This window comes from Micromonospora avicenniae, from assembly GCF_900156065.1.
GTDB lineage: Bacteria > Actinomycetota > Actinomycetes > Mycobacteriales > Micromonosporaceae > Micromonospora > Micromonospora avicenniae.
In genome coordinates, this window is the sequence record NZ_FTNF01000026.1 from 1 (window position 1) to 12,332 (window position 12,332).

10 protein-coding genes are annotated in these 12,332 nt (G+C 70.8%); 5 read left to right on the top strand and 5 right to left on the bottom strand.

Features of this window, described 5'->3' with window-relative positions:
• Positions 1–192: 192 nt before the first annotated feature.
• Positions 193–726 (bottom strand): hypothetical protein, encoded by a 534-nt coding sequence (locus BXA10_RS26370; protein ID WP_425436121.1) that lies wholly within the window; start codon positions 724–726, stop codon positions 193–195.
• Between the two features lie 166 nt (positions 727–892).
• On the opposite strand from BXA10_RS26370, the gene BXA10_RS26375 reads away from it, so the two are divergent.
• The 5 genes from BXA10_RS26375 (at position 893) to BXA10_RS26395 (ending at position 3,929) form a co-directional block, all read left to right on the top strand.
• The gene (locus tag BXA10_RS26375; RefSeq protein ID WP_091346970.1) at positions 893–1,096 is read left to right on the top strand and encodes a lipid A biosynthesis lauroyl acyltransferase; all 204 of its coding nucleotides are present in this window, start codon (positions 893–895) and stop codon (positions 1,094–1,096) included.
• A gap of 2 nt (positions 1,097–1,098) precedes the next feature.
• Complete coding sequence (locus BXA10_RS26380) at positions 1,099–1,644, top strand: DUF6879 family protein (RefSeq protein ID WP_084753340.1); 546 nt, start codon at positions 1,099–1,101, stop codon at positions 1,642–1,644.
• 17 nt (positions 1,645–1,661) lie between these two features.
• Positions 1,662–2,507, top strand: a complete 846-nt coding sequence (locus tag BXA10_RS26385; RefSeq protein WP_076473557.1) for a helix-turn-helix domain-containing protein — start codon at positions 1,662–1,664, stop codon at positions 2,505–2,507.
• Between the two features lie 58 nt (positions 2,508–2,565).
• Positions 2,566–3,063, top strand: coding sequence for an NUDIX domain-containing protein (locus BXA10_RS26390; RefSeq protein WP_076473558.1), 498 nt, complete (start codon positions 2,566–2,568; stop codon positions 3,061–3,063).
• 383 nt (positions 3,064–3,446) lie between these two features.
• On the top strand, positions 3,447–3,929 hold the full coding sequence (locus tag BXA10_RS26395) for a YxiG-like protein (RefSeq protein WP_076473603.1): 483 nt from the start codon (positions 3,447–3,449) through the stop codon (positions 3,927–3,929).
• Positions 3,930–4,995: 1,066 nt separating this feature from the next.
• On the opposite strand, the gene BXA10_RS26405 is transcribed toward BXA10_RS26395, so the two are convergent.
• From BXA10_RS26405 to BXA10_RS26420, 4 genes are read right to left on the bottom strand one after another with little or no spacing between them, the layout of a single operon-like run.
• Entirely contained in the window at positions 4,996–7,422 is a 2,427-nt protein-coding gene (locus tag BXA10_RS26405; protein WP_425436122.1) for a transglutaminase TgpA family protein, read from the bottom strand.
• On the bottom strand, positions 7,398–8,648 hold the full coding sequence (locus tag BXA10_RS26410) for a DUF58 domain-containing protein (RefSeq protein WP_076473605.1): 1,251 nt from the start codon (positions 8,646–8,648) through the stop codon (positions 7,398–7,400). Before BXA10_RS26410 ends, BXA10_RS26405 begins: the two co-directional genes overlap by 25 nt.
• A gap of 14 nt (positions 8,649–8,662) precedes the next feature.
• A complete protein-coding gene (locus tag BXA10_RS26415) occupies positions 8,663–9,658 on the bottom strand; it encodes an AAA family ATPase (RefSeq protein WP_076473560.1) in 996 nt (331 codons plus the stop codon).
• Positions 9,659–9,686: 28 nt separating this feature from the next.
• The gene (locus tag BXA10_RS26420; RefSeq protein ID WP_076473561.1) at positions 9,687–12,317 is read right to left on the bottom strand and encodes a fibronectin type III domain-containing protein; all 2,631 of its coding nucleotides are present in this window, start codon (positions 12,315–12,317) and stop codon (positions 9,687–9,689) included.
• Positions 12,318–12,332: the final 15 nt, after the last annotated feature.

Here is a 12,332-nt window from a genome sequence, read left to right on the forward strand (position 1 = left end):
TCCGCCGCTACATCATCTGGCGGAACAAGCACGCCGCCGACGAACGCCTACGCGAGGTAGTCAACAGGGCAAACGTTGCCTGACGCGGCACTAGCGTGGGCATTAGCCCAGCTCCTTTCAGGGAGATGAGGGTGAGGCGCGGGGCGGGAGTTGTCTTGGCGGGCGAGTCCCGCCCCGCGCGACGTGATCTGGTCAGGCCGCCTGCTGGATCGCGGCCGGCTCCGTCATGGCCCCGGCGCGGATCGACCACGCCTGCCGGGCCTTGCACTTCGGCGCGTTGCCCTTGCACCGCTGCGAGTCCACATACGGCGTCAACGTCACGTCGGTGAACTCCACCGCCGGCGGATAGCCCGGAACCCTCGACTCCGGCGGCACCGGCTGCTGAGGCGCAGCGATCTTCACCTTCACTTCCTTCGTGGTGAACTTGCCGGCCTCCGGGTCCAGGTCCATGACCCTGACCACCCACAGGCGCTCGCCCGTGTCCTTGTCCCGCGCCTGGTCATCGCCCTGACCGCGTTTGTCGAAGTCCGTCACCGGCTCCACACCGAGGAACAGCGCCCCACGCGGGAAGACGAAGTCGAACGAAACCGGAATCTTGATCGAGTTCGGGACAGCCATGCCCCACACCTCCCTGGTTGAGTCGGCCGGCTTCCCCGGCCCTTGACTTGGTTCGTCGCCGGCTTCGCGGCGCAGTTCGATGATGCTTGCTGTCTCGCGCATCGTCAAGCAATTGCGCGCAATTGCTCTAGACTCGGGTTCGCCAGGTTCCGTCACCCGCACCAACTCGCCCCGGTTGTCTAGTCAGCAACGGGGGCGATTGCGTGAAGATGCTCAGCAGTGCAGCATCGAGTCATCTGCGTCGCGGGGCGCAGCGATGGGAAGGGGCCTGAGGATGCGGAACCTGGAGTTCCTGTGGAAAGACGCCACCTCCGGAGGCGGCGGCTGCCCGGCGCTGTACAAGACCGAGGGCGGCTACGTCGTCCAGGGCATCAAGCTCGATGACGAGACTCGCGCGCAGCTTCGCCAGCTGGCGGACAACGAGGACGGCGTCTTCGTTCCGGCGAACGTGCTCGACCGCCTGCGCGAGATGGGCTGACCATGGGAACACCGCTCACCGACGACGAGTTCGCCGACCAGCTCCGCACGTTCGATCACACCGCGTTCCGGTTGGAGCTCCAGCCGGCGTACCTGGAGCCCAGCGAGCACGACACGGTGGCGAAGTTCTTGGCCGGTGACCCGGAGCCCCCGACTGAGGTTCCCGGGCTTGCCGCCTGGTTCGAGCAGATCACCGAGTTGACGCAGCAGGGCAAGCGAATCGAACGCGTGCGGGTGCACGAGGACCCGCCGACCGACTACCAGCGGTGGGAACGTTGGATCGGCCGGTGGAACGTCGAAGCCGGCGAGGAGATCCACTACCTGACGCGGGCGAGAGCGCATGAGGTCGGTTTGCTGCCCGCAGCCGGCGACGTCGACTGGTGGTTGCTGGACTCCAGCCGACTGATCATGATGCGGTTCGACGAGGTCGGCCACCGGATCAGCAATGAGCTGGTGACTGACCCGGCGACCGTGGTGCAGGCGTGTGCGTGGCGGGACCTGGCAGTCCACCACGCCGCTCCAACCAAAGCGCGGAGCGCAGCCGCCTAGCACGAGGAAGTCATGCGATGAACCCGATCGAAGAGTGGCTGACCCAGCCCGAAGGACTGGCCGATCGCCTGCGTGCCCTGCGCACGCAGGCCGGCCTGTCCGGCAAGCAGCTCGCCGACGCGAACGGGTGGGCACCGTCGAAGGTCTCCCGACTGGAGAACGGCCGGCAGATGCCGGCGCCCGCCGACCTGTACGCGTGGGCACGGGCCTGCGGTGCCGACGACACCGCCGCTCAGGAACTGTTGCGGATGCTCGGCGAGGTCCAGGCCGCGCACCGCAGCTTCCGCCGCCGGATGCGCCAAGGCCAAGCCGCCGTTCAAGACAGCTACAACAAGCTTGTCGCCGAATCGCGCCTGATCCGGCACTTCGAGACCGTGTACGTACCCGGGCTGCTTCAGACCGCCGACTACGCCCGCCGCGTCCTCACCGAGATGGTCGAGCTGCACAACCTCGACATCGTCGACGTGGACGCCGCCGTAGCCACCCGCATGCAGCGTCAGCACCTGTTGTACGACACCAGCAAGCGGTTCGAGTTCCTGCTAGCCGAGCCCGTACTGGGGTGGCTGCTGTCCTCGCCCGAGGTCATGCGCGGCCAGCTCGACCGGCTGCAAACCGTGGTCGGCGTACCGAACATCCGCTTCGGCATCCTGCCGCTTGGGGTACAACTCGTCACTACCCCGCAGAACTCCTTCCAGATGTACGACGACGTCGCCATCGTGGAAACCTTCGTCGGCGAGACGACCCACCGAGACGACGAAGCCGCCGCGTACGCCAAGGCCATCGACCGACTCTGGAATGAAGCCGTCACCGGAGAAGACGCACGGCGGCTCATCGTCCGCGCCGCACAGGATCTTCCGAGCTGATACGACAGCCCCGGGGGTCCGCTTACCGCACCGCATGGCTCACCGATTGGATGGCCGTATGAGGATTCCGCCGTTCGCGTTCAAACTGCTCTACCGCATGCGGCGGCTGTACTGGCGGATCGCCAAGCCGACCACCTACGGCGTGAAAGCGCTGATCATGCACCCGGTCGACGCTGACCGAGTGCTCCTCGTCCAACACAGCTACGGCGACCAATCCCTGTGGAGCCTGCCGGGAGGCGGATACAAGCCAGCCCGGGAGACCCCAGAGCAAGCGGCCAGGCGTGAGTGCATCGAGGAACTGAGCATTGAGTTGGACTCGTTCGCCATCGTGCTGGAGGAACACCTGACCACCAGCGGGGGCAAACAGGGGCACCTGAAGATCGTCCGCGTGCACGCAACCTCGGACGAGATCAGGCCAAATGGGGAGATCTCCGAAGCCCGATGGGCAGCCGTCGACCTTACGGACCTACCTGGCAACCCGACAGTCTCTAAGTGGGTGTACTCGGCTTTAGAAGCGCATGCACGCCGAGCCGCTGGAACCCGGGATGCGTCTTGAGGATTCAAGAACCGAAGGCGTTGCCGAATTGCCCTCTTAAGGATCAAGGCGGCCCGCAAGCGGGCCGCGCCGGACGCGCTCGGCCTGCTGGCGGCGCAAGCGCCGGCATCGGCCGGCGCGCCGGCCGATTGCAGACTGCGCCAAGTACCCGGAACCGATGCCTCCGGCGGGGATCTTCGACAGAGATGGGGGCCGCCCACCTCCACCGTGACTCCGGGCGAAGCCGAACGGGCCTGCTCCCCGGTGTCAACACGGTGGATCTTTGTGTTGACACCGGGGAGCAGGCCCGTTCCACGATGTGCGGACTCACGGCGGAGATGGGCTTCAGGCAGAGGAGCGGTACGTGGCAGACGAAGAGTCCCCGTGCTGGTAGAACCGGCGGCATGGAGATCAGCCAGTTGGATCGGGCCTTGGACGACATCTTCGACCAGGCGGTGCTGTACCACGCCTACACCGACTACATGCGCGACTACGAGGTCATCGTCTACGCGACCGCCGACCCGAGCACGGGCATCCAGCCGGCGGACCTCCGTTACCTCTTCGAGTGCTGCGTCGTGGCCGAGGCGACTACGGCCCTGAGCCCGGATACCTGGCGCGAGTCCTTGGACGAAGGGCTGACGGACCCGGAGATCGGGCCGGATCTCGATGGCTACGTGTGGGCGGTGAGATGGCAGTCTCTTTACCCCGGAGCACACCGGATTGCCGATTCGCGGCGCGCCCAGGAGTGGGCCGAGCGCGTGGGAATCGACTTCCATGAGGTCCGCATTGAGATGAACGGGCACAACCTCACCTTGGTCTTCAGTGACCTAGAAGTGACGCGACTTCCCGTCGGCTACGCGCCCTTCCGAGTGACCGAAGGAGAGTAGCCGGATCGGGGCGGGCTGTCGGCCGGGCGAATGGCGCTTGATCCACTCAGACGCGGGCGGTCCGCAACTGGTCCGCAAGAGGTCGATCGACGGCGGGGGACTGGTGTGAGATGTCGAGAGGTGTTTCCGCTGCTAGACGCTCATGTCCCCAGCTCGCCGGGTCGCTCATTTTGATCTCATAATTCTTCGGTCGCCGTGCCCGTTGGCATGGGAGCTGACCGTCGACGGCGGTCAGCTCCTGGACGTGCCCACCGGCAGACTGGTGCAGGTCAACCCACGTCACTGCCGCGCGACGTCTGGCCGTACCCACAGTTCCTAAGCCATGTAGCACCGTGACGGACGGGCGACCGACTGGGGGACACATGAGCAAGAAGAGCCGATACGTCGGCCCCAGCATGAGCAGGCCATACAGGGGGGTGCCTGAGCAGGCGGACCGCTTGACGTTGATCACTCATTGGCGGAACTTCGTGCCCGAGCGCCCTGTCCTGGTCCAAGCCGGCGAGACCATCTGGATCGAGGACCACCGACAAGCTGAACACCGAAGGCCGCAATATCACCTCATGGTGAAGCGGAACAACGGCCAGCTGGACTCATACCCCGGCGAGCTGTACCGCTGAGGTGCTGCGACCAGCGCCGAAGCGCACGGTGCGGACAGGGCCTCGAAACCCGTCGGGTTCGCGGGCAGCTCCGAGGCTTCGAGCCCTTGAAAGTAGATCCCCATACTCACTTTCGGCAAACTACCTGGTGCCACCGACGCGAGCCTCGTGGCCTACAGGCGCCGCAGGCACGAGCGCGTCCTCGACGAGGACCAAGTCCAGGCTGCCGACAGGCTGATGCCAAGTAAGAGGGCAGGGGGCCGAGGCAGCGAGGAGCAGCGAGAGCAGCAGCAACGAGCGGCACCAGACGACACAGGTCGGTAAAGAAGCTTCACTGTGCAGGGCAGAACGACATCGGAGGACATCAAAGGAAGTCACGAACCCGCGTTCACACAGAAGAGGTGTCGCCCCCATTGGCCGCCGGATCCGGGGCGAGTGAAGGAGGCGCCGCCCAGCTCCTCCGCGATCGATCAGCGCCAGCGCAGCGGGCCGGGATGGATGGACCACAGCAGCCGGCGCCAGCGGGATCGGGTGGCGCGGAGGCTGTCCACGTAGGCCTGAGCGATGCCTTTGGCCTGGACGGCCTGCTCGCCGGTGACGGTGCTGGGCGCGAAGCCGACCTGGTTGAGTAGGTCGGCCAGTTCGTCGATGCCGGCGGCCACCCCGTGCCCGCCGGGACTGGTGGCTGCCGCGCCGGGACGGGTGGGCTCGAAGGCGTGGCGGGCGCGTACGGCCACCTCGGTGGCGGCCAGATCGGCGCCGACCGGCTGGCCGGCCAGCCGCAGCGCGTCGGTGACCTCCCGCCAGGCGCCGGCGATGCGCTCGCCGGGGTCACCCCGTTCGAGCCGGCCACGGGTCAGCGCCCGGCGCATCGCGAGCAGGGTGAGCAGGACGGCCCCGACCAGCAGCAGCAGACCGCCGGCACCGCCGCCGACCAGCACCGGCGTCGGCACGTCCCGGTCCTCGGTCGGCCTGTCCGCTGCGGCCGCCGGCTCGGGTGCGGCGGTGGGCTGCACGGTCGGTTCCGGCGCCTCGGACGGTGGTGGGTCGTCCGGTACGGGGCGGAAGTCCTCCTCCACCGGCCGGGGCTCCTCGTCGGGGCGGGGCAGGGGGTCGAACGGCACCCAGCCGAGCCCGTCGAAGAGCACCTCCGGCCAGGCGTACGCGGCACCTGCCCGTACCGGCCCGTCCCCGGTCGACTCGAAGCCGACCACCACCCGGGTCGGCAACCCGGTGAGCCGGCCGAGCACCGCGAACGCGGCCGCGAACTGCTCCGACGTGCCGCGCTGCCCGCCGGCGTTGCGGGGGCCGAAGAGGAAGAAGGCCAGGTTCGGGTACGCGTGCCCGCTCGGCGCGTCCGCCACCAGTCGGTAGTGCTCGGCGAGGAACTGCTCGACTGCCGTGGCGCGTGCGTACGGTGCGCCGTTCTCCTCGGCGAGCTGGGCGGCGAGGCGGCGCAGCGGCTCGGGCACCCCGTCGGCCACCCGCAGCACCCGGGCCACCGGGTCACCGGCCGGTACGTTCGCGATGGCGAGCAGGTTCTCGTCCGGACGCTCCCGGTCCGAGGTGACCGTGTACCGCAGCCCCGGGGCCAGCCCCTCCGGCCGGATCAAGGTGCCCGTCGACGGGTCGTACGCCACCCGCGCGCCGCTGACCTCACGGGGTGTGGCGACCGCCGGCAGCAGCCGGCCGCTCAGCTCACCGATGGTGATCTCCTGCCGGACGGTCTCCACGGTGCTGCCGGGCGCTGGGGTGGCCGTTGGCAGGATCCGCCCGGCGTTTCGGTACGTCGCACCGACCCGCCAGGTGACCCCGTCGTAGTCGCTCAGCACCGCCAGCCGGATCCGGACGCCGTCCCCGCGCGGCAGGTCAGCGGCCGGTCCCGTGTGATCGGTGCCGGGCGACGCGGCCGCACCGGGCGCCGGAACCCCGTCCGGCCGGTCGGTACGTACCCGCAGCAGCTCCTGCTCCGGGTGCAGCGCCCAACCGGAGATCCGGACCAGCGGATTCTCGTCCAACGTCTCCACCTGCGGCGGCTCCACATACCGGCGGGGGTCCACGGGCCGGCCGTCGACCTGCGCGACGACCGTCGGACCGATCGCGGCGACCAGGCCGACCACGATCCCCGTCCCGAACGCCGCGCCGGCCGCGAGCCGGATCCGCACGGCGGCCCGCAGTGCCGGTGCCATCCCGACGTCCAGGGCTGCACGGGCGTCCGGGCCCGGTCGGGCGGAGGCGACCAGGCCGAGGGCCGCGATCGCCACGAAGACGACGGTGGGCCAGAGGGCCGGCGCGGCGTTCGGCCCGACCACGTAGAGCGCGCCCGCGTAGAGCAGCACCGGGGGCAGATAACCGGCGAGCACCCGGCCGGCCCGCAGCGCCACCTCGGCACCGGTCAGCCCTGCCAGCCAGGTTGCCACCAGCGGTACGAGCACCGTGTCGGGCGTGGGTTCGATCGGGATCATCGCGGTGAGCAGCCGGGGGATGCCGTTACGCGCGGCGTCCACGGTCACGTCGGCCAGGCTGCCCGGCAGGCCGGCGAGCACGGCGGCCTGCCGCATCGACCAGGCGGTCCAGCCCGCCATCGCCAGCACCGACAGCGGCGCGACCAGCCAGGACGGCAGCCGCCGGGCGGCCACGCTGACCAGCACCGAACCGAACGCGGCACCGGCCACCAGTCGCGGTAGCAGTGGTCCCGCGTACACCCGGCCGAGCACCTCGCCCGCCAGCGCGGTCATGGCGATCAGCGCGAGCGGAACGGGCACCGCCCGCAGCGCGGCCGCCATCCGATGCCACCTGCCCGGTCGGCGGCTCGGCCGGGCGGCCCGGCCGTCCGGGTCCACCTCGGCCGGTGTCCGTCCGTCGGGGGTGGTCACCATCGCCTGACCCGGTCCCACTCGGCGGCGAATGCGGCCCCGTCGGCGGCGTCGATCACCACCAGGCCGGCCGCTCCCGGCGGCGTCGGGTCGGCCGCGCCGACGACCCCGACCACCACCGAGGGGTACGCGCCGCGCAGCGCCCCGACGTGCCCGAGGTCGCCCCGGCCGCCCGGCCCGGTGAGGAAGACCAGCGTGTCGCCGAGCCGGTCGCGTCGCAGGCGCGTCACGGTCGCCTGCAGGTCGCCGTCACCGGCGACGAGTTCGGCAGCGGCGAGCCGGTCCAGTGGGCCGGCCGGGGAGGCCCCGCCGTCCGGGGCGGCGTCGGCGTGTTCGGCCGGACGGCGGCGGGCGCGCAGGCCGGCCCATCCGCGTACGGCGCCTACCGTCGTGCCGCTGCCCGTCGTCGCCGGGACGCTGTCCTCGGCCACGAGCAGCAGGATCGCGGGCAGGTCGGCCCGGTGCGCCGCGGTGATGATCGACGCCGCGGCCTCGCAGCAGGCTTCGAACGACTCGGACGGCCCGCCGCCGTACGGGTGCGCGGCGGCGCGGTTGTCCAGCAGCACCACGATGCGGGGCAGGCTGGTGTCCACGTTCTCCCGCACCATCAGCTCGCCCACCCGGGCGCTGGTGCGCCAGTGCACCCGGCGCAACTCGTCGCCGATCACGTACTCCCGGAGCGAATCGAACGTGATCGACCCGTGCGGTACGGCGTCGGTGCGGCCGTCGAGGCTGCGCCCCGCGCCGGTCGGTACCGCGTTGAGCGGGTGGATCCGCGGGTGCACCCAGATCGGCACGCTGCCGCCGTACGGGCGGGCCGACGCGACCAACCCCAGCGGATCCCGGCGGGTCACCCGCAGCGGTCCCACCCGGACCACACCCCGGCGTACGGTGGGCACGTCGTACCGGACGGCGGTGTCCCGGCCCGGTCGGAGCCGGAGCAGTGGGACGGGCACCCACCGGTCGTCGCAGCGGTCCTCGGCGAGGAGGTTCACCGCCCGCAGCCGCCCCGTGTTGCGGACGGTCAGCTCCATGGTGGCGGGCTCGCCACGCCCCACCCGGTCGGGGGAGGCGGTGCGGATGACGGTCAGCCGGGGCCGCCAGGCCGCGACCAGGGCGGCGTAGCCGACCGCGACGCCGGCCGCCGCGCCGAGCAGCGTCAACTCGGGGTACGCGAACCGGCCGCCGACGCCGAGCAGTACGACAGCCGCGACGAGCAGCCCGATCCCCCGGGCGGTGACAGCCATGCCGGTGCGGCCGGTCACCCCTGCACCGGGGCCGGCTGGCCGGAGGGCAGCGGGACCGGTACCGAGGCGATCGCCTGACGCAGCACCTCGGCGGCGGTCACCCCACGCACCTGCGCCTCCGGGGTCAGCAGCAGCCGGTGCGCGAAGACCGGCTCCGCCAGCGTCTTCAGATCCTCCGGCATGATCCAGCCCCGGCCGTCGATGAGCGCGTACGCGCACGCGGCGCGGGTCAACGCGATGACTCCCCGCGGGCTGACGCCGACGCGTACCTGCGGATGGGTCCGCGTGGCCGCGGCGAGCCGCACCGCGTACGCGTAGAGCGGCTCGGCGATGTGCACCCGGCGGGCCATTTGGATCATCTCTCCGACGGTGGCCGTGTCGGTGACGGCGGCGAGCGCCTCCGGGGAGCGGACGGTCGCCCCGCGCAGCACCTCCACCTCGACCGCCTCGTCCGGGTAGCCGACGGAGAGCTTCACCAGGAACCGGTCGAGCTGTGCCTCCGGCAGCCGGTAGGTGCCGTCCATCTCCACCGGGTTCTGCGTGGCCACCACCAGGAACGGCTGCGGCACCTGATGCCGGACACCGTCCACGGTGACCGTGCGTTCCTCCATGACCTCGAGCAGCGCCGACTGGGTCTTCGGTGAGGCGCGGTTGATCTCGTCGGCGATGACGATGTTGGCGAACACCGGCCCCGGGTGGAATTCGAAGTCCCGGGTGGCCTGATTGAAGATGGTCACCCCGGAGACGTCCGAGGGAAGCAGGTCCGGGGTGAACTGGATCCGCCGCCACTTGCCCTGCACGGTAGCCGCGATCGCCCGCGCGAGCGTGGTCTTACCGACGCCGGGGACGTCCTCCAGCAGTACGTGCCCCTGGGCGAAGAGCGCGGTGAGCGCGAGCCGGACCACCTGCGGTTTGCCCAGGACGACCGCGTTGACGTTCTCGGCCAGCCGGGCGGCGAGAGCGGCGAAGCCCTGCACCTCCGGCTGGGTGAGCGGTTCGTGGGTGTTCACGTGCGTGGCGCTCCTTGCCTGGGGCGGGTCAGCAGGTGGGCAGGACGTTGATGTTGTCGCCGCCCTCCAGGTTCAGCCAGGCCCAGGGAATGTAGTTCTTCCCCTCGTACGCGACCTGCACCCACCAGGTGCTGCGCTTGTTCTTGTTGTAGATGTAGGCGTACACCTCTTCGCCCCGCTTCTTGCAGTACGCCTTCAGCCGGGTGCCCGGCTTCGCCCAGCCGACCTGCCGGTCGTTGTCCTGCCGGGTCACCGCGAAGATCTCGTTGCCGTTGCGGCCGTCCACGTCCTTGTCGCAGTACGTGGCTTCCTCGCCGGAGTCGCCGTTGTTGCAGGTGGCGATGCCGTGCAGGTTGTTCGTGGTCTGGGCGCGGGTGGCCGTGCCGCGGCCGGCGGCGTTGCTCGCGGTCACCGTGAACGTGTACTTCGTGCCCGGGGCCAGACCGCTCATCGTGATGCCGGTGCAGTTGCCGGCCTTCGTCGGCTCGCCCGGCGCGCTCAACGTGCAGGTCGCCTTGCCGCCACCGGCGTCCACGGTGAACGACACCGTGGCCGAGGTGGCGGTCGCCGACGAGCCGGTCACCGTGACCCGCGGCTCGGCGACCGTACGGGCGGTCGCGGTCGCCTCCGGGCCGGCTCCGGCCTCGTTGACCGCCTTCACCCGCACGGTGACGTTCCGTCCGTTGCCCAGCCCGTCCACCGTGGCCCGGGTGTCGTTCACCTCGCTGGTCCTGCCGCCCACGTCGAGCAGGTACTTCGTGACCGGTCGGCCGTTCGGCTCGGCCGGTGCCCAGCGCAGCGAGACCGTGCCGGGCCGGTCCGGCACCGTGCCGGCCCGCAGTCCGGCCGGACGTCCCGGCGCCGTGTACGGCACCACCGTGTTGCTCACCGGGGACGTTGCCGACGCCACGCCCCTGTCGTTCACCGAGACCACCGTGAACGCGTACTGCGTCCCGTACTCCAGTTCACCCGCGGGCACCACGAGCTCGGTCTTCGTGGACTCGCCGACCGGGGCGTTCGCGCCTGCCGAGGACGCGGTCACCGCGTACCGCGCGATCTTGTTGCCCTGCCCGTTCGCGGCCGGCCACTTGACCAGGACGGTGCCGTCCGGCCGTTCCTGCGCGGTGACCCTGGCCGGTGGGTCGGGCACGGCGGCCGTCGGCGTGACCCGATTGCTGCTCCGTGACGGGCCCGCGCCCTTGGCGTTGACCGCGTGCACCGAGAACCGGTAGGTCTCGCCGTTGGTCAAGCCCTTGATCTCCACGGCCCGCTGGTTGGCGCCCACCTCGTGCCGCTGCCCGGCGCCCTCCACCACGTAGCGGATGATCGCGGCGCCGTTGGCGGGTGCCGGCCGCCAACTCACCCGAGCCTGCGCGTTGCCCGCGGCGGCGGTCACGCTGCGCGGCGCGCCCGGCTTGCCGACCTTCGGCTTCTTCGGCGGCGGTGGCGGCGGGGGAGCCGGCGGCGGGTCACCGCCGAGCACGTCGTTGGCGTACTTGTCGACCTCGCGGACCTGGTGCTTGTCGTCCACCACCCGGGCGGTCGCCGAGTCGGGCGCGTTGATGAAGAGGTGGTTCTCCCGCACCTCCAGCTCCAGCGGACCGGTCGCCTTACCGCGGATGGTGTCGACGAGCCTGCCCTGGGTGTCGAACGTGTAGATCGTGCCGGTCGCCTCGTCGGCACAGTAGAACCGGTCCGCCCAGGCGACCGCCGGACTGAGCTGGTCGCCGCTGCCCGGCACGGTGAAGGCGCCCACCTCACCGCCACCCTCGGCCACCACGTGCACCCGCCGTTCCCCGGGCACCGTGACGGGCACCCTCGGCCCGCTGGTACGCGCCGGAAGCGCGCCCGGCGAAGTCACCGTGAGCCTCGTCGGCCGGACCGTGCCCTCGCGTACCGTGACCAGGGCACCCGCGGTGCGGTCGAGCACCGCGACCCCGTCATCCAGGGTGGAGATCACCAGCTCGTGCGCGGGATCTGCCACGCGGTACGTCTCGACCCGAAGCGGGCTGAGCCCGGCCCTGGGAGACGCCGACGCGGCATTGTCCGGCAGGTCGGCGGCGGTGACCGCCGAGACCGTGCCCTCACTCGGCACCCCGATCCAGAGTCGACCCGCACTGTCGAACGAGCCGCCGGTGATGCCCGGGAGGTATCGGACCGGCTCGCCGACGGGCATGAGCGAACGCGGATCCAACTGCCGCACCACGCCTTGCACGGCGTCGATCACGAAGGCCGCGTCCTCGTGCAACGCGACGTTGACCCCCAGCCCGGGCGTGGTCCGCGTGGTCCCGGTCATCTGCAACGTTGCCAGGTCCAACGAGCTGACCTGCCCCGTGCTCCGGTCGCGCAGGATGAGCATCCGGTCGGTCTGGGTGACCTCCATCGGATGCCGCCGGGTGCCCGGCACCTCGGTGCGCGTGTCGACGCGCGCGGTGACCCCGTTGACCCGGGCCAACTCGCTGCGCGCCGCACTCCACAGCCAGGCGCTCGCGTCGTAGTTGGCGACCGCGTTGTCGGCGGCACCGAGCCCGTGCACGGTGAGCCCCATCGCCGCGAGCAGCGCGACCACCGTCGCGATGGTGACCAGCCCACCCCGCGGCCTCCGCCGACGGCGGGAGGCGCCGGACCCGGCGTGCACCGCGTCGTCGATGGTGGCCACTACCGGCTGCCTTCC